Source organism: Tsukamurella sp. M9C, from assembly GCF_020169415.1.
Taxonomy (GTDB): Bacteria; Actinomycetota; Actinomycetes; order Mycobacteriales; family Mycobacteriaceae; genus Tsukamurella.
This window is the reverse complement of the sequence record NZ_JAIULG010000039.1, coordinates 26458-43845: the sequence shown is the minus strand read 5'-3', so window position 1 is coordinate 43845 and position 17388 is coordinate 26458. Positions and strand designations below refer to the sequence as shown.

Here is a 17388-nt window from a genome sequence, read left to right as displayed (position 1 = left end):
GCGTGCAGGCCCGGCACCGTGCCGGAGGATTCGATCACCACGTCGGCGTGCAGCGCCGCGATCGCAGCGGACTCGCGGGCGTCGAGAACCGTCGCGGCGCCCAGCGCCAGCGCGCGCTCCCGCGGCTCGGCCGCGATGTCGGTGGCCACCACCTCGGCGGCGCCGTGGTGCAGCGCGACGGCGACGGCGAGCAGCCCGATCGGGCCGGCGCCGATCACCGCGACCCGCTTGCCCGCGACGTCCCCGGCCCGCTCCACGCCGTGCCAGGCGACCGCGGCCGGCTCGATGAGCGCGGCGTCCCGCGGGTCGATCCCGGCGGGCAGGACGCGCAGCATCCGCGCCGGGAGCGCCACCCGGCGGGCGAAGGCCCCGTCGCAGTGCGGGACGTGCGCGGCCGAGCCGAGATACGTGGACGCGGGCGCGAGGTTCGGGCGCTCGGGCGGGTACGGCACCCCGTCGACCCCGTGCGGCGTACCTGGATGCACGGCGACGGGCGTCCCCGCCGCGGGCCCGGACCCGTCCGCCGCCGCCCGCTCGACGGTGCCGACCACCTCGTGCCCGAGCACCATCGGGGCGCGCAGGATCGAGGCCCCGGCGGCACCGTGCAGCCAGTAGTGCAGGTCGGAGCCGCAGACCCCGCCGTACGAGATCGCGATCACGGCCTCGTCGCCGGCGGGCACCGGCTCGGGGAGCGCCTCCACCCGCAGGTCCTCGGCCGCGTGCGCGACGACACCCAGGTTCACAGTGCTCTCCTTCATACGACGGCCGTCATGCCGCCGTCGACGTACAGGACCTGCCCGTTGACGAACGCGGACGCCTCGGAGGCGAGGAAGACCAACGGGCCCACGAGGTCCGCGACGTCGCCCCACCGCGCGGCCGGGGTGCGGCCGGCCACCCACGCGGAGAACTCCGCGTCGTCGACGAGGGCCTGCGTCAGCTCGGTGGCGAAGTACCCGGGGGCGATCGCGTTGGCGGTGACGCCGTGCGGCGCGAGCTCGGCGCACAGCCCCTTGGTCAGCATGACGATGCCGCCCTTGGTCGCCGCGTACGGCGTGATGTTCGGCCGCGCCAGCTGCGACTGCACCGAGCCGACGTTGACGATGCGGCCGCTGCCGCGCGCGATCATGCCCGGCGCGACCCGCTTGGCGAGGAGGAAGGCGCTGGTGAGGTTGGTCGACACCAGGGCGTTCCAGTCGGCGACGGGGAACTCGGTCAGCGGGTGCCGGATCTGCATGCCCGCGTTGTTGACCAGGACGTCCGGGGTGCCGTGCTCGGCCTCGATCGCGCCGATCGCCGCGTCGACCGCGGCCTCGTCGGTCACGTCGAAGGCGCTGGAGTACACGGGATTCCCCGTCGTGATCTCCCCGGCCGCCCGACGGGCCGCCTCCGGGTCACGGCCGTGCACGATCACGGTGGCGCCGGCCGCGGAGAGGCCCTCGGCGAGGCGGCGGCCGATGCCGCGGGTGCTGCCGGTGACGAGGGCGGTGCGGCCGGTCAGGGCGAAGGCGGAGGTGTCGCTGGGCATGGGGGCCTTTCAGTGCGCGGCCGGAGCGGCGGACGAAATCGGCGCCGACGGGGCGGAGACCGCGGCGGGGGAGGGGAAGTCGAGGGTGCTCAGCGCGGCGGTACCGGGCACCGCGTAGCCCGGGCCGGCCTCGGCGTCCGAGATCTTCACGGCGTCGTCGGTGCGGGTGAGGTCGCGGCCCACCGTCTCGGGCACCAGGAAGGTGCTCGCGGTGGTGATGGTGCACAGCGCCACCATGTAGAGGCCGAGGACGAGCCAGTTCCCGTCGGTGACCTTGATCAGGTAGGCGCCGAGCACGCCCGCCACGCCGCCGGCGAGGACCGCGGAGATCTCCCGCGCCATGGCGACGCCCAGGTAGCGGTGCCGCGCGCCGAACATCTCGGGGATGAGCGCGCACTGCGGGCCGAGCATGGAGTTCACGCCCACGCCGATGCCGATCGCGATGACCGCGACGGCGATCGCGTGGTTGTGCAGCGTCAGCGCCCACCAGGCGGGCAGCGCGTAGACGAGCAGGAACAGGGCCCCGGCCCGGTAGACGATGCGGCGGCCGAACCGGTCGGAGAGGTGCCCGGTGAACGGGACGGAGAAGACTCCGATGAGCGAGCCGATCGTGACGCCCCAGGTGAGCACGCCCTTGTCGGCGCCTGGTCCGGTGACGGTGACGAAGAAGGACAGGGCCAGCGCCTGGAACATGTACGAGCCGCCGTTCTCCGCCATGCGCAGGCCGATGCCCACGAGGACGCCGGGGAAGCCGTGCTTGAACAGCTCGCGGACGGGCTTGTCAGCCACCTGCTCGTGCTTCTCCAGCTCGACGAAGGTCGGCGTCTCCTGCAGCTTCATCCGGATGACCACGGCCAGCAGGATGAGCAGGAACGAGGAGAGGAAGGGCACGCGCCAGCCCCAGCTCAGCATCGCCTCCTCGGGCAACTGACTGATCAGCGTGAAGACCAGCGCGGCGAGCAGCGTGCCGGCCTGGATGCCGATGAACGGCAGCGCCGAGAAGAAGCCGCGGCGTTTCACCGGCGCGTACTCGGCCATGAGCACCGTCGACCCCGCCTGCTCGGCGCCGGCGCCGAAGCCCTGGAGGAGGCGCAGCGTGACCAGCATGATGGGCGCCCAGATGCCGATCGACTCGTAGGTGGGCAGCAGGCCGATCAGGGTGGAGGCGCCGCCCATCAGCATGATCGTGATGACCAGCACCGCCTTGCGGCCGACCTTGTCGCCGAGGCGGCCGAAGAACAGGCCGCCGAAGGGGCGGGCGGCGAAGCCGACGCCGAACGTCGCGAAGGCCGCCACCGTCGCCATCGCCGGATCGCCCTGCGGGAAGAACAGCACGTTGAAGATCAGGGCCGTGGAGAGGCCGTACAGCGCGAAGTCGAAGTACTCGAGGGCGCTGCCGATGCTGGAGGCCAGGGTCGCGCGCTTGAGGTTGGCGGCGTACTCGGGGTCCTGCTCGGGCGAGGTGGTGGTGGTCGACAACAGCGTCTCCTTCGAACCATCGGCTCGTGACCGGCGTCACATCCGATGCCTCGAAGCTAACACTAGATCGAACGGTGTACAACCAGCTGAACGAAATCGAGGTCGACGGTGCGCCGCGGGATCGGCCGGGGAGCCCCCGTCGCGCCTCCCGAGTGAACTGCGACTCACCGGGATCGATTAGTGTCCCGAAGCATGACCACCTCGCCCGCGGCACCGTCGGACCCGGAGGAGGGTGAGCAGCTCACCCGAGCCCTGAGTAACCGCCACATCCAGCTCATCGCGATCGGCGGCGCCATCGGCACCGGCCTGTTCATGGGCTCCGGCAAGACCATCTCGGTGGCCGGGCCGTCGGTGATCGTCGTGTACATGGTGATCGGCTTCATGCTGTACTTCGTCATGCGCGCGATGGGCGAGCTGCTGCTCAGCCGCACCGGGTACCGCAACTTCTCGGACTTCGCCGGCGACATCCTCGGCCCGTGGGCGGCGCACTTCACCGGCTGGACCTACTGGTTCTGCTGGGTGGTCACCGCCGTCGCCGACGTGGTCGTCATCGCGTCCGTCTACATCACGTTCTGGGCGAAGGACATTCCGCCGTGGATCCCGGCGGTCGTCGTGATCGTGCTGCTCATCGGCCTCAACCTGCCGACGGTCCGCGCCTTCGGCGAGACCGAGTTCTGGTTCGCCATGATCAAGATCGTCGCGATCGTGGCGCTCATCGTCGTCGGCGCAGTGCTCATCATCACCGGCTTCGAGCACGACGGCGCCCGCGCCTCGCTCGCCAACCTCTGGGAGCACGGCGGCGTCTTCCCGCAGGGCTTCATGGGCTTCGTGGCCGGCTTCCAGATCGCCGTCTTCGCCTTCGTCGGCATCGAGCTCGTGGGCACCGCGGCCGCCGAGACGAAGAACCCCGAGAAGAACCTGCCCCGCGCGATCAACGCCATCCCGATCCGCATCCTGCTCTTCTACGTCGGTTCGCTGGTGATCCTCATGTCGGTCGTGCCGTGGGACCGGTTCAGCAAGGACGAGTCCCCGTTCGTCATGCTCTTCACCCTCGCCGGGCTGGGCGCCGCCGCGCACCTGGTCAACGCCGTCGTGCTCACGTCGGCCATGTCGTCGGCGAACTCGGGCATCTACTCCACCTCGCGCATGGTCTACGGCCTCGCCACCGAGGGCGACGCCCCGAAGGTCTTCGCCAAGCTGTCCGGGCGCAAGGTGCCGCAGAACGCGCTCTTCCTCACGGGCGTGATGATGCTGTCCTCGGTCGTGCTGCTCGGCTTCGGCCTGGACAAGTCCGCAGGCTTCACCGTGGTCACCACGGTCTCGTCGCTGTGCTTCATGTTCGTCTGGACGATCATCCTGGTCAGCTACCTGGTGTACCGCTCGCGGCGCCCGCAGGCGCACGCGGAGAGCGCCTTCAAGATGCCGCTCGGCACCGTCATGCCGTGGGTGATCTTCGCCTTCTTCCTGTTCCTGCTGTGGGCCTTCACCCGCGAGACCGACACGCTGCAGGCCATGCTCGTGACGCCGATCTGGTTCCTCATCGTCGGCGCCGCGTACCTCGTGCTGCGCCGCAACCCCGAGCACCTCGCCGCGCGACGGGCCTTCGCCGCTCGCGTCGAGGAGGAGAAGAAGGCCGCCGCGCAGTGGCGGGCCGCGCGGGGCTGAGTCAGGCGCGGGTCGCCGTGCGGGACTCGGCCGTTGGTGCGGTGCGTACGGCGGGGGCGCCGACGGGGGTGACCCGGACCCAGGTGTCGTTGACCGCGGAGTTGCCCGAGAGCCGGTCCACGCGCGCGGGATCGTGCAGCAGGTTCACGTTCTGGCCCGCGAGCTCGTCCGCGACGCGCCAGCCGGTCCCGCCGTGGCCCCATCCGTGGGGGATGGCGATCGTGCCCTGACGGATCTCGTCGGAGATCTCCAGCGCCACGTCGATGGTCCCGGTCGTCGAGGCGACGGTGACGTCCTGTTCCGCCGCGATGCCCAGGCGTTCCGCATCCGCGGGGTGCATCAGCACCGTGCATCGGTTCGATCCGGTGACCATCGTGGGCACGTTGTGCAGCCACGAGTTGTTGCTGCGCTGGCGGCGGCGGCCGATCAGCTTGAGGTCGTATCCGTCGCTCGCCGTCGTGTGAGACCGGCCCGCGAGGGCGTCCGGAAGGATCCGGCGGGCCTCCTCGAGGAACGATGCCGGTGCCAACTCGATCCGGCGCCCGCGGGTGGCGATCACCTCGCGCAACCGGGGCTCGAGGGCGCCGAGGTCGATGCCGCCGACGCTCTCGCGCATCCGCTTGAGCGTGAGGCCGCGCCGCCCGCGGCGGAGCACCCCGTACGGGCCGAGGGCGATCGGCAGGACCAGCATCCGCTCGGGCGTGAACAGGTCCGTCAGGCGGCGCAGGGGGCGGCTCAGGAGGCGCCGGGCCGGTATCGGTAGCACCTCGAGGATCAGGCGGTTGAGGATCTGCCAGTCGTCGAAGCCGTCGGCGGGCTTGTCGAGGATCTGGTGGGTGTACCGCGCGTTGTTCCGCACGCTGAACGCCGAGACCAGGAGGTTGAAACCGCCCCGTTCCAGGTGCGAGATCGGGGGCAGGACGAAGTCGGCGTGCCGCGTGGTCTCGGTGAGGTAGATGTCGACGGAGACCATCAGGTCCAGGCCCGCGAGCGCGGCGTCCATGCGACCGCGGTTCGGTACCGACGAGACGGGGTTGCCGGCGTAGGTGACCATCGCGCGGATCCGGCCCCGGCCGGGTGTGGTGAGCTCGTCGGTGAGGGCGGCGATGGGGAGCTCGCTGCGGAACGAGGGATAGCGACCCGACCGGTCGGTCCACCGGCCGTAGGCCACGGGGATGAACCTGGCGAGCCGCGGGATGTCGACCGGCGGGGTCGGGAACATCATGCCGCCGGGCCGGTCCAGGTTCCCGGTGACGATGTTGATCGCGGAGATCAGCCACGTGACCAGCGTTCCGGTCTGCTGCTGGCAGATGCCGATCCGGCAGTAGATCGCCGCCGACCGCGCGGCCGCGTGCTCGCGCGCCAGCTCGGTGATCGTCTCCGCGGGGACCCCGGCGAGCGGCGCCATGGCGGCGGGGGTCGCGTCGGCGACGAGGTCGCGGAGTGCATCGAGACCGCGGGCCGAGCGGGCGAGGAAGGCGTCGTCGCACAGGTTCTCGGTGAACAGGACGTGCAGCATCCCCATCAGCAGGTAGACGTCGCCGCCCGGTTCCACCGCCACGTGCTGGTCGGCCAGCTTCGCGGTCTCGGTGCGGCGGGGGTCGATCACGACGACCTTCCCGCCCCGCTCGCGGATCGCCTTGATCCGCCGGGGCGCGCCGGGCATCGTCGACAGCGAGCCGTTGGAGACCGCGGGGTTCGCGCCGACGATCACCAGGCGATCGCTGTGGTCGATATCGACCACGGGCACCAGCGCATTGGAGCCGAACATGCGCCACGCGGTGAACTCGTGCGGATACTGATCGATCGACGAGGCGGTGTAGAAGTTCGGCGTCGCCAGCGCCACCCGGAGCGTCAGCCCGTTGGCGACGCTGGTGTTGTGGGCCGCCGGGTTGCCCAGGTACATCGACAGGGCGCGGAAGCCGTGCTCCTTGCGGATCGCGCGCAGTCGCCGGCCGATCTCGTCGAAGGCCTCGTCCCAGTCCACCGGCTCGAACGTCTCGCCCACGCGGCGCATCGGCGTGCGCAGCCGGTCGGGATCGTGGTGCAGCCCGCCCATCGCGGTCGCCTTCGGGCAGATGTACCCCTTCGACAGCACGTCGTCGGGGTCGCCGGTGACGCGTGTGACCTGCTGGTCCTCGTCGACGGTGACCAGGATCCCGCAGTGCGCCTCGCACAGGCAGCAGTGGGTGGGACGGGTGGTGGCGGGCATGGCTCCTCCTCGGTCTGCCCCGCCCACGGTAATCGCAAAGGCGCGCCTCCGGTGCCATTATGTGAATGAACGTTCTCAGTCCTGTTCGGTGAGCATCGGCGCGTCCGGGCCCAGCGGGCGGTGCAGGAGCGAGCCGCGGGTCACCGCCGCCCGGCCGAACCGGGTGCGCAGCGAATCCATGGCCAGGTCCAGGTCCGCATCGTGCTCGCCGCCGTCGAAGGGCAGCGCGAGCTGGACGGCGCCGTGGTTCTCCAGGTTCGCCAGGGAGAGCCCGATCAGGGTGCACCCGCGATCGCGCACCAGGGGCATCGCCTCGTCGAGCAGGGCGCGCGCGGTGGCGAGCACGACCTCGGTCGCGTCGGTGGGCTCGCGCAGGGATCGGGAGCGGGTGACGGAGGAGAAGTCGTCGAACCGCAGCCTCAGTTCGACGGTGCGCGTGACGCGCCCGGCGGCCCGGAGTCGCTCGCCGAGGCGATCCACGATCGCCAGGGCCGTGCCCTCGATCTCGGCCTCCGACTTCGTCCGGCGGCCGAGGGCGCGTTGCGCGCCGATGGATTTCCGGCGCCGGCCGGTGTCGACGCGGCGGGGGTCGTGCGCCATGGAGAGGGCGTACAGGTGTCGCGCGGTGCCGCGCCCGAGGAAGGCGGCGAGGCGGTGCTCGCCCAGCTCGGCGATCTGCCCGACGGTGGCGATCCCCACCTCGTGCAGCCGGGCCTCGGTCTTCGGGCCCACGCCCCACAACCGCCGAACCGGGAGCGGGTGCAGGAACTGCAGCTCCGTGCCGGGCGGGACCTCGAGCAGACCGTCGGGCTTGCCGACGGCGCTCGCCACCTTGGCGAGGAACTTGCTGCGTGCGACGCCGACGGTGATCGGCAGCCCGACCTCCTTCGCCACCCGATCCCGGAGGCGGGCGGCGATCTGCACCGGGGTGCCGCGGATGGCGCGGAGGCCGCCCACGTCCAGGAAGGCCTCGTCGACCGACAGACCCTCCACCACGGGCGTGGTGTCCCGGAAGATCTCGAAGACCCGGCGGCTGGCCTCCATGTACGCGTCGAACCGGGGCGGCTGGGTGATCGCGAACGGCGCGAGCGCGAGGGCCTCGCGGTGCGGCATGGGGGAGCGGACGCCCTTCGCCTTCGCCTCGTAGCTGGCGGCCAGCACGACGCCCGAGCCGACGAGCACGGGCCGGCCCCGCAGCCAGGGGTGATCGCGCTGCTCGACCGAGGCGTAGAACGAGTCGAGATCGGCATGCAGGATCGACGCCTCGGCCCGCGCGTCCATGCTCATGACCGCAGTATCGCGCCCGGGTCCGACAAGTGACCGTGGCGACATTGCGCAGAACTGACTTCTGAGTAAGGTTACTTCAAAGTCAGTTGCTGAGAGCCTCCCCGAGGAGTCGCACATGAGTACCTACCTGATCACGGGCGCCACCGGTTTCCTGGGCCGCCGGATCGTCCCCCTGCTGCTGGAGCGCGAGCCCGAGGCGGAGGTGCACCTGCTCGTGCGCCCGTCCTCCGCGTCCAAGCTGGACGAATGGCGCGCCCGATGGGGCGAGGACCGCGTCCGCCCGCTGCTCGGCGACCTCGGCGCGCCCGGCCTGGGCCTCGCCGCGGAGCCCGAGGGCGTCGACGCCGTCCTGCACCTGGGTGCGGTCTACGACATGGGCGCGAGCGCGGAGGCGAACGACCGGGTCAACGTCGAAGGCACCCGCGCCGTCATCGATCTGGCGCGCCGCGCCGGCGCCGAGCTGCATCACGTCTCCTCCGTCGCCGTCGCGGGGGACTACCGGGGAAGCTTCGGCGAGAACGACTTCGACCTCGGGCAGGGCTTCCCCTCGCCGTACCACCGCACCAAGTTCGAGTCCGAGAAGCTGGTGCGCGAGGCCGAGGACCTGCGCTGGCGCGTCTACCGGCCCGCCATCGTGGTCGGGGACTCGCGCACCGGCGAGATGGACAAGATCGACGGGCCGTACTACTTCTTCCCGACCTTCGACGCCCTGCGGCGCGTCCCGTCGATGATCCCGATGGTGTTGCCGGACACCGGTGATACGAACGTCGTCCCGGTCGACTACGTCGCCGCGGCGCTGGTCGAGCTCCTGCTCCGGCCGGACGGAACGGGTCGGACGTACCACCTGGTGAACCCGGAACCGCAGAGCGTGCTGGAGCTGTACCGGGCCATCGCCCGGCCCGCGGGCGCGCCCCGCGCGGTGGGCAGGGTGCCGCGCCGCGTGGTGGACCCCGCCCTGCGCGCGAGCGGTGCGGGCAAGGTGGGCGTCCTGCGCGACACCGCCCTCAAGCAGGCAGGCATCCCGCCGAAGGCCTTCGAGAACCTCGGCTTCACGGCGACCTACACCTCGCAGCCCACGCAGCGGGCGCTGCAGGGCACCGGGATCGAGGTCCCGCCGCTGAAGGACTACGGGCCCCGGCTCTTCCAGTACTGGCGCGAGCAGCTCGACCCCGCGCGGCTCCGCCGCCGCGACCCGATCGCCGGGCGCCATGTGGTCATCACCGGCGCCTCGTCGGGCATCGGCCGGCAGACGGCGATCGAGCTCGGCGAGCGGGGCGCGCGCGTGATCCTGCTGGCGCGCAACGCCGCCGAACTCGAGGCCACGGCGGAGCAGGTGCGGGCGAGCGGCGGAGAGGCCGCCACGTACGTGTGCGACGTGACCGACGGCGACGTCGTCGACGCGACCGTGGCCCGGGTCCTCGCGGACCACGGCCACGTCGACTACCTGATCAACAACGCGGGCCGGTCGATCCGGCGGTCCGTCAAGGCCTCCACCGGCCGGATGCACGACTTCGAGCGCACCATGGACGTGAACTACTTCGGCGCCGTGCGGATGATCCTCGCGCTGCTCCCGCACATGCGGGAGCGGGGCTTCGGCCACGTCGTGAACATCTCCAGCATCGGCGTTCTCGCGCGGGGGCCGCGGTTCTCGGCGTACGTCGCGAGCAAGGCGGCCCTCGACGCGTTCACCGACATCGCGGCCACCGAGACCCTGTCGGATCACGTCACCTTCACCAACGTCCACATGCCACTGGTCCGGACCGAGATGATCGCCCCTACCGAGGCCTACGACGATGCGCACGTCATCAGCCCGGAGAAGGCGGCCCGGATCATCATCCGCGCCATGCGCGAGCGGCCCACACGGGTGAACACGCCGCTCGGCGTGGTCGGCGCGCTGGGCCGCACCTTCACCCCGCGGATCACCCGGCGGATGCTCCACCAGGACTACCTCACGACGCGCGACTCGGCCGCGGCGAAGGGCGTGTCGGCGTAGGTGCGGAGCGGGCGTTTGCGCTCAGCTCGACTCGAACGCTCGCGCCCGACACGGCTCCGGTGTTCACTGGAGCGGTGGGATGGGTGGCGGTGGTGCGGCGTGTCGGTATCGCGGTACTGACCCTGCTGTTGGCGTCCATCGTCATCTTCTCGGTGCTGCACGCGGTTCCGGGTGATCCCGCGGTGGCACTCGCCGGTGCGGACGCGTCGCCGGCGACCCTGGAGGCGCTCCGCCACGAGCTGGGCCTCGACCGGCCGCTGGTCGTGCAGTACCTGCAGTGGCTCGGCGGGGCGCTCACGGGTGACCTCGGTCGGTCCTACGTCATCGGGGGCAGGATCGACGCGCTCCTCGCCGACGGCCTGCGCAACACCGCTGCCCTGGGGCTCACGGCCCTGGTGATCGCGGTCGTGGCCGCCGCGGCGCTGTCGTTCGTCGCCGTCGCCTCGCGCAGGACGTGGGTGCGGTCGGCGATCGCCGGGTTCGAGGTGATCGGGATCGCGGTACCGCCCTTCGTGACCGGCGTCCTCCTCGTCGAGTTCTTCGCCGTCGTATGGCCGGTGCTGCCCGCGGGCGGCACGCCGCCGCGCGGCTACACCGACGACGTGGGGATCACGCTCCAGTACCTGCTGCTGCCCGCCGTCTGCCTCGCGATCCCGGTGGCCTCGACCCTCACCCGGTTCTTCTCCGAGGCGCTCCGCACCGAGTGGGCACGGCCCTACGTGCTGACCGCGCGCGCCGCGGGCGTTCCGGCGGGCCGGATCCTGTTGCGGGGAGCGGCCCGCAACGCGCTGCCCTCGGTGGTCACGGTGTTCGGCATCCAGGCCGGCCAGCTGCTCGGTTCGGCGGTGTTGGTCGAGGCGATCTTCGCGTGGCCCGGTCTGGGGCAACTCCTCGGGCAGGGCATCGCGGCGCGCGACTATCCGGTGGTGCAGGCGGTGCTTCTGCTCGCGGTCACCGTGTTCGTCGTCATCGCGCTGCTCACCGACGCCGCGTACCGCCTCCTCGACCCCACCCGGAGGCCGGCATGACGCGCTCGCGCACCCTGCTCGCCGGGGCCGCACTGCTCCTTCTCCTCGGGCTTCTCGGCGTCGCCGCACCGCTGCTGGCGCCCGAGGATCCCCTCCGGCAGATCCCCGGAGCGAACCTGCTGCCTCCGGTAGCCGGCCACCCGCTGGGCACCGACGATCTGAACCGGGACGTCCTCAGTCGCGTGCTGTACGGGATCCGGACCAGTCTGCTCGTGATCTTCACCGCGGTTCCGATCGCCGCGCTGATCGGCGTCGGGCTGGGCGTCGCGAGCACCGCCCATCGGGCGATCGACACCGTCCTCGCCCGCGCCTCCGACGTCGTCCTGGCGTTCCCCGCGCTGATCCTCGCGATCCTGCTCACTGCGCTGCGGGGCCCGGGCATCGTCACCGTCGTGCTCGCGATCGCCGTCGCCGAGGCACCGGTCTTCCTCCGGCTGACCCGCGCCGAGATCCTGCGTCTGCGGGGAACCGCCTACGTCGAGGCGGCCCGGGTCGCCGGCGCGTCGCCGGGCACCGTCCTCGCCAAACACGTGCTGCCCAACGCGCTCGAGCCGCTCGCAGTCCAGGTGGCGCTCGCCCTCTCCCTCGGCGTCTTCGTCGAGTCCGGGCTGAGCTTCGTGGGGGTCGGGGTGCGCCCGCCGACGCCGTCCTTGGGCTCGGTGCTGGCGGGAGCGGTGAACAACTGGGACGCCAACGCCGCGTACGCCTGGGGGCCGCTGGTCGCGATCGTCGCCCTCTCGCTCGCCCTGTTGCTCATCGCCCGAGGATTCGCGGGGGCCCGCCGATGACCGCGCCGCTGACCATCTCCGGTCTCACGGTCACCGGCCCCGACGGTCGGGTACTCGTCGACGGCCTCGACCTGACCGTCTCGGCGGCCTCCGTCACGGCCCTGGTCGGCGAGTCCGGTTCAGGCAAGACGCTCACGGGCCTCGCGATCCTCGGCCTCCTGCCCGCGGGGCTCTCCGCCACGGGCAGCATCGAGCTCGGTGGGGAGCAGGTGATCGGGCGCAGCGAGCGCGAACTGCGACCACTGCGTGGGACGCGCGCGGCACTGGTCTTCCAGGAACCGCAGTCGGCACTCAATCCGTCGCAGCGGATCTGGCGGCAGATCCTCCAGGTCCTGCGCGCCCACAGGCGGGTGGGGCGCGCCGACGGTCGGCGCCGGGCGATCGAATTGCTTACCGACGTCGGCATCCCCGAACCCGACGTCCGCGCCGACTGGTACCCGCACCAGCTCTCCGGCGGGCAGAAGCAGCGCGTGGTCATCGCCCTCGCCCTCGCCGCCGAGCCCGCGCTCCTCATCGCCGACGAGCCGACGACCGCGCTCGACGTCACCGTCCAGGCGCAGATCCTCGCGCTGCTCCGCGACCTGCGCGACCGGAAGGGCCTTGCGGTCCTGCTCATCTCGCACAACCTGGGCGTCGTCGCCGACCTCGCCGACACCGTCACCGTCGTCCGCGCGGGCGAGACCGTCGAGGCCGCGCCGGTCGACGAGATCTTCGCGCACCCACGGGCCGCGTACACCCGGGAGCTGCTCGGCGCCGTTCCTCGTCTCCCCACCGGGGCCGGGCAGGCGGGGGACACCCCGGCGCCGGAACCGGTCGTGCGTGTCGAGGGACTTCGCGTGGTGTTCGACGGTGCGCCCGCGCTCGACGGCGTCGATCTCACGGTGGGTCGCGGTGAGGTGGTGGGGCTCGTCGGCGAATCGGGCTCGGGGAAGACGACGCTGGGGCGCGTCCTCGTCGGCCTTCAGGGCGCCGATGCGGGCCTCGTCGACGTGCGCGCGACGAAACTTGGGCTCGTCCACCAGGACCCGTACGCCGCGCTCGACCCGCGCTGGGACGTCGGCCGGATCGTGGTGGAGCCGCTGCACATCGCCGGTCAGCGCGACAACCGGATCCTGCGGGAACGCGCCGCCGACCTGATCGACGCCGTCCGGCTCCCGGCGGACGTGCTGCGTCGGCGGCCCGCCGAACTCAGCGGAGGTCAGCGGCAGCGCGTGGCCCTCGCGCGCGCCCTGGCGGGCTCGCCCGACCTCGTAGTGGCGGACGAGCCGACCAGTGCACTGGACGTGTCCGTGCAGGCGGGCGTCCTGGACCTGTTCCGGGAACTGCACGCGGAGTTCGGTTTCGCCGCGGTGTTCATCACCCATGATCTCGCCGTGGTGGGCGAGGTCGCGGATCGGGCGGTGGTGCTGCGGCACGGCCGCGTCGTCGAGGAGGGACCGGCGAGGTCCCTGCTGGCGGCGCCTCGATCGGAGTACGCGCAGGAGCTCGTGGCCGCGGTGCCGGTGCCCGACCCGGAGGTCCAACGGGCGCGGCGGGAGGAGCGGCGATGAACGGCGTCACGCGACGATCGGTTCTGCTGGGGGCGTTGGGAATCGGCGCGGCGGGCGCGCTGTCGGGGTGCACGTCCGCCGTCCAGCAGGCGCGGGACGCGAACGCCGCGCCCGGCGGCGCCGGCGGCACACTGGTGCTCGGCTCGTTGGCCGACATCGACCCGAAGTCGATCTACAGCCAGTCGGTCACGACGATGGCGATCGGCCTCCTGGTGTGGGACACCCTGATCCGGTACGACCGGAGCACGCGCACACCCCGCCCCGCGGTGGCCCGGTCATGGGACGCCGCACCCGACGGCCGGAGCCTGACCCTGCACCTGCGGGACGACGTCCGCTTCCACACCGGTCGCCCGCTCACGTCGAAGGACGTCGCGTACGCCGTGTCGGTCTACGCATCCGACGCCGCGGGTTCCCAATTGCAGTCGGCGGCGAAAGCGGTGACTGCGGTCGCCACCCCGGATCCGTACACCGCCGTCCTGCGGTTCGCCGCCCCCGTGCCGAACGTCTTCGACCTGCTGGAGTTCATGCTGCTCGTCGATTCCGAATCGGCCGCGGAGCTGCGTGCGGGGACGAGCTTCGTGGGCACCGGGCCGTTCCGGTTCGACGGCCGCGAGGTGGCGGCGAGCGCCCGCTTCCGCCGCTTCGACGGGTACTGGCGAGGGCCCGCTCGCCTCGACGGCGTGACGCTGCGCGTGGTCCGCGACGCCGGTGCGCTCCTCACGTCGATCCGGGCGGGACAGTCCGATCTCGTTCTCGACGCCGCGCCGCGGGCGCTGCGGCAGTTCCGGGACCAGTCGCTGTACCGGATCACGACCGGTGACGTCCACGACGCCGCGTACTACGTGGGCGCCAACGTCGCCGCGCCCGCCCTGGCGGACAAGCAGGTGCGGCAGGCGATCTCGTACGCCGTCGACCGGGACCGGATCGCCGCGGAGGTGTTCGCGGGCGCGGCCCTGCCGAGCTCGGCGCCGTGGGCCGCGAGCTCGCCCGGGTACGACGGTGCGGCCGCGTCCCACTACCGGAAGGATCATGAGCGGGCCCGCGCGCTGCTCGCTGCGGCCGGCGGTCCCCGACGCCTGGCCCTGAGCTACCCGACCGGATTGGCCGCGGCACCGGCGATCGCGGCGATCGTGCAGAACGACCTGGCGGAGGTCGGGGTCACCGTCGACCTGGATCCCCGGGAGCAGGCCGCCTTCTCGCCCTTCCTCAAGTCCGGGAAGCACGAATTGTGGGTGGGCCCGCACGGCTTCGGCCAGTCCGACCCGCTGACCCTGGCGAGCGGCGCCGCGCCCTTCAAGCCGAAGGGCAACCTGTCGGGGTTCTCCGCGCCCGAGTACACGGGCCTCGTCGCGCGTCTGGCGGAGGAGGGGCCGGGCCGGCCGGCGGTGCTGCGGGAGTACACGGACTACCTGCTCGATCAGCAGTTCGTCATCGACCTCGTGGTCTCGCCCGCCACCTACGTCTCACCCGCACGGGTCAAGGGCCTGGACTGGAACCTCTACAAGTACATCGACCTGCACGGCGTCACGATCCGCTGATCACAGCCAGCGGTAGCGCACCTCGGGGCGTCCGCGCCCGCCGTACTCGGTGACCCGCTCGCACAACCGGTCGTCCGCGAGGCGCTCGAGGTAGCGCCAGGCGGTCACGCGCGACATTCCCGTGCGGGCGGCCACGTCGGCGGCGCCGAGCGGTTCGTCGGCGTGGCGCAGCGCGCCCGTCACGGCCTCCAGAGTCGACGGTGCCAGCCCCTTCGGAGCCGTCGTCGCCGCGGGCGCCTCGCGCAGCGCGGCGAAGGCGGCGTCCACCTCCCGCTGGCCCACGTCGCCGCCGCCCAGCGCGTCCCGGAAGGAGAGGTAGCGGCGCAGCCGGTCCGCGAAGGCGGCGAAGGTGAACGGCTTGATCAGGTAGAGGATCGCGCCGCTCGCCATCGCGCCCCGGACGGTCTCCATGTCGCGGGCCGAGGTGATCACCATGACGTCGGGCCGCGGCCGGACGGAGGCGAGGTCCGCCGCGAGGTCGAGGCCGCTGCGATCCGGCAGCCCCACATCGGCGAGCACGAGGTCGACCGGCGGGCCGGCGACGGCGGACCGCCGGACCTCGCCGAGCGCGGCGGCGGCCGTGCCGGCGACCCCGGCAACCTCGAAACCGTCCATGCGCCGGACGTATTCGGCGTGCGCGCGGGCGATCTGAGGCTCGTCGTCGACCACCAGCACTCGGATCGTCATCGCTCTCCCTCCGGTAGGCGCACCGTCACCGTCGACGGCGCGCGCTCCGCCTCGATCGTGCCACCCGCCTGCCGCACCACCTGATCGACCAGGGCGAGGCCGAGCCCGCCGCCGTGCAGGCGGCCGCTGCGGTCCTTGGTCGAGTAGCCGCGTGTCCGGGCGAGGGCGAACTCGTCGGCGGACATGCCGGGGCCGCTGTCGGCGACCCGCAGCTCCCACGCACCGCCGGGGCTGGCCGCCGAGAGTTCCACCCAGCCACCCGGTCCGGCGGCGTCGACCGCGTTGTCCACGAGGTTGCCGAGGAGGGTGAGCAGCTGCGCGTCGGGGAGCGGCGCGCGGGCGAGGTCGGTGCCCTCCGCCACGGTGAGCTCGACGTCGAGCGCCGACGCCGCGGCCGTCTTCGCCACGAGCAGCGCGACCGCCGACGGGGCCGGATCGCCCGCGAGCCGGTCGATGAGCTCCTGGGAGGCGGACCGATCGGCCACGGCCAGATCCGCCGCCGCCTCGTCCTCGCCGAGCTCGATCATGGTCACCACGGAGTGCAGCCGGTTGGCGTGCTCGTGCGCCTGGGCGCTCAGCGCGTCGGCGAGGGAGCGGGCCGTGTCGAGTTCGCCGAGGACCGTTTGCAGTTCGGTGCGGTCGCGGACCGTCAGGACGGTGCCGATCGGGCCGGTCGGGCCGGTGACGGGTCGGCGATTCACCAGGAGCACGCGGTTGCCGGTCACGTGCAGCTCGTCGTCGAGGTCGGCGGCGCCCCGCAGTGACGCCGGCAGGTCGTCCTGTTCGACGTCGCCGTCCGGCAGCTCGAGGAGGCGGCGCGCCTCGTCGTTGACCACGCGCGCGGGGCCGTCGGGCGCGTCGGCGTCGAAGACGAGCAGGCCCTCGGAGAGCGTGTGCAGCACCGCGTCGTGGTGCTCGTAGAGCCCGCGCAGGTCGTGCGCGGAGAGGCCGAGGGTCTGGCGGCGCAGCCGCCGCTGCGCGACCGCGGAGAGCGCCACCAGCACGAGCAGCGCGCCAAGGACGACCGCGAGGATGCGGGGCAGCGCGTCGCGCACCTGGTCCCCGAGCCGGGCCCGGGTCACCCCGGCGGAGACCAGCCCCACCAGCGCGCCGGAGGCGTCGTGGACGGGCGTGACGGTGCGGATCGACGGGCCGAGGCTGCCCGCGTAGGTCTCCGTGAACGTCTCGCCCGCGAGCGCCCGGTCGATGGTGCCGGTGAACTTCCCGCCGATCAGCTCGGGGTCGGCGTGGCTCAGGCGCGTGCGGTCGGGCCGCATCACCACGACGAAATCGAGGCCGCCGAGCGCCCCGACGTTCTCCGCCACGGGTTGCATCATCGCCGCCCCATCGGGTGCGGCGAGCGCCGCCACCGTCGACGGGGAGGCCGCGAGCGCGACCGCGGCGGCCCGGGTCTGGGCCCGGGCGGTGCGGTCACCGTCGTCCCGCGCCTGGGTCACGACCAGCCACGACGCGCCCACGGCGATCGTCAGCAGGATCGCCACCTGCGCCAGGAAGGACTGGGCGGCGACGCTGCGGGTTCTGTTCCTCACGATGAAGACGTTTACACAATGAACACAAGCTGTGCTGCAAGTCACACTTCTCGCAGTATCGATTCAGGCCGATTCAGGCCCATCGA

General features: G+C 72.3%; 13 protein-coding genes. 6 read left to right on the top strand and 7 right to left on the bottom strand.

Annotated elements, in window-relative coordinates; translation table 11 throughout:
* The 3 genes from LB823_RS17260 to LB823_RS17250 all read right to left on the bottom strand — a co-directional run.
* Positions 1-758 (bottom strand): alcohol dehydrogenase catalytic domain-containing protein (locus tag LB823_RS17260; protein WP_374201345.1); only part of this gene is annotated, 758 nt, incomplete at its 3' end.
* Positions 755-1525, bottom strand: a complete 771-nt coding sequence (locus tag LB823_RS17255) for an SDR family oxidoreductase (protein WP_224649242.1) — start codon at positions 1523-1525, stop codon at positions 755-757. The genes LB823_RS17260 and LB823_RS17255, both read right to left, overlap by 4 nt.
* Positions 1526-1534: 9 nt before the next feature.
* Complete coding sequence (locus LB823_RS17250) at positions 1535-3004, bottom strand: MFS transporter (RefSeq protein ID WP_224649240.1); 1470 nt, start codon at positions 3002-3004, stop codon at positions 1535-1537.
* A gap of 192 nt (positions 3005-3196) precedes the next feature.
* Here LB823_RS17250 and LB823_RS17245 point away from each other — a divergent pair, with 192 nt between their 5' ends.
* Positions 3197-4669 (top strand): amino acid permease, encoded by a 1473-nt coding sequence (locus tag LB823_RS17245; RefSeq protein WP_224649238.1) that lies wholly within the window; start codon positions 3197-3199, stop codon positions 4667-4669.
* A 1-nt stretch (position 4670) separates the two neighbouring features.
* Here LB823_RS17245 and LB823_RS17240 read toward each other — a convergent pair whose 3' ends face one another.
* Together LB823_RS17240 and dinB are read right to left on the bottom strand one after the other, a co-directional pair.
* Positions 4671-6881 (bottom strand): molybdopterin-dependent oxidoreductase, encoded by a 2211-nt coding sequence (locus LB823_RS17240; RefSeq protein WP_224649235.1) that lies wholly within the window; start codon positions 6879-6881, stop codon positions 4671-4673.
* 75 nt (positions 6882-6956) lie between these two features.
* A complete protein-coding gene (gene dinB / locus LB823_RS17235) occupies positions 6957-8168 on the bottom strand; it encodes a DNA polymerase IV (protein ID WP_224649233.1) in 1212 nt (403 codons plus the stop codon).
* A 115-nt stretch (positions 8169-8283) separates the two neighbouring features.
* On the opposite strand from dinB, the gene LB823_RS17230 reads away from it, so the two are divergent.
* The 5 genes from LB823_RS17230 to LB823_RS17210 all read left to right on the top strand — a co-directional run bounded on the left by LB823_RS17230 (position 8284) and on the right by LB823_RS17210 (position 15065).
* Entirely contained in the window at positions 8284-10161 is a 1878-nt protein-coding gene (locus tag LB823_RS17230; protein WP_224649219.1) for an SDR family oxidoreductase, read from the top strand.
* Positions 10162-10235: 74 nt separating this feature from the next.
* Positions 10236-11189 carry an ABC transporter permease gene (locus LB823_RS17225; protein ID WP_224649217.1) on the top strand — a complete coding sequence of 318 codons (954 nt, stop codon included), beginning with the start codon at positions 10236-10238 and terminating at the stop codon, positions 11187-11189.
* Positions 11186-11977, top strand: a complete 792-nt coding sequence (locus LB823_RS17220; RefSeq protein WP_224649215.1) for an ABC transporter permease — start codon at positions 11186-11188, stop codon at positions 11975-11977. Before LB823_RS17225 ends, LB823_RS17220 begins: the two co-directional genes overlap by 4 nt.
* The gene (locus LB823_RS17215) at positions 11974-13527 is read left to right on the top strand and encodes an ABC transporter ATP-binding protein (RefSeq protein ID WP_224649213.1); all 1554 of its coding nucleotides are present in this window, start codon (positions 11974-11976) and stop codon (positions 13525-13527) included. Before LB823_RS17220 ends, LB823_RS17215 begins: the two co-directional genes overlap by 4 nt.
* Positions 13524-15065, top strand: a complete 1542-nt coding sequence (locus LB823_RS17210) for an ABC transporter substrate-binding protein (protein WP_224649211.1) — start codon at positions 13524-13526, stop codon at positions 15063-15065. Before LB823_RS17215 ends, LB823_RS17210 begins: the two co-directional genes overlap by 4 nt.
* On the opposite strand, the gene LB823_RS17205 is transcribed toward LB823_RS17210, so the two are convergent.
* Both LB823_RS17205 and LB823_RS17200 read right to left on the bottom strand, forming a co-directional pair.
* Positions 15066-15752 carry a response regulator gene (locus LB823_RS17205; RefSeq protein WP_224649208.1) on the bottom strand — a complete coding sequence of 229 codons (687 nt, stop codon included), beginning with the start codon at positions 15750-15752 and terminating at the stop codon, positions 15066-15068. It abuts the gene before it with no gap.
* Complete coding sequence (locus tag LB823_RS17200) at positions 15749-17302, bottom strand: ATP-binding protein (RefSeq protein WP_224649205.1); 1554 nt, start codon at positions 17300-17302, stop codon at positions 15749-15751. The genes LB823_RS17205 and LB823_RS17200 overlap by 4 nt, the downstream gene beginning before the upstream one ends.
* Between the last annotated feature and the right edge of the window lie 86 nt (positions 17303-17388).

Coding starts and splice junctions, on each gene's coding strand:
- LB823_RS17220 (WP_224649215.1), top strand. CDS start 11,186: ATGACGCGCTCGCGCACCCTGCTCGCCGGGGCCGCACTGCTCCTTCTC.
- dinB (WP_224649233.1), bottom strand. CDS start 8,168: ATGAGCATGGACGCGCGGGCCGAGGCGTCGATCCTGCATGCCGATCTC.
- LB823_RS17245 (WP_224649238.1), top strand. CDS start 3,197: ATGACCACCTCGCCCGCGGCACCGTCGGACCCGGAGGAGGGTGAGCAG.
- LB823_RS17215 (WP_224649213.1), top strand. CDS start 11,974: ATGACCGCGCCGCTGACCATCTCCGGTCTCACGGTCACCGGCCCCGAC.
- LB823_RS17205 (WP_224649208.1), bottom strand. CDS start 15,752: ATGACGATCCGAGTGCTGGTGGTCGACGACGAGCCTCAGATCGCCCGC.
- LB823_RS17255 (WP_224649242.1), bottom strand. CDS start 1,525: ATGCCCAGCGACACCTCCGCCTTCGCCCTGACCGGCCGCACCGCCCTC.
- LB823_RS17240 (WP_224649235.1), bottom strand. CDS start 6,881: ATGCCCGCCACCACCCGTCCCACCCACTGCTGCCTGTGCGAGGCGCAC.
- LB823_RS17210 (WP_224649211.1), top strand. CDS start 13,524: ATGAACGGCGTCACGCGACGATCGGTTCTGCTGGGGGCGTTGGGAATC.
- LB823_RS17230 (WP_224649219.1), top strand. CDS start 8,284: ATGAGTACCTACCTGATCACGGGCGCCACCGGTTTCCTGGGCCGCCGG.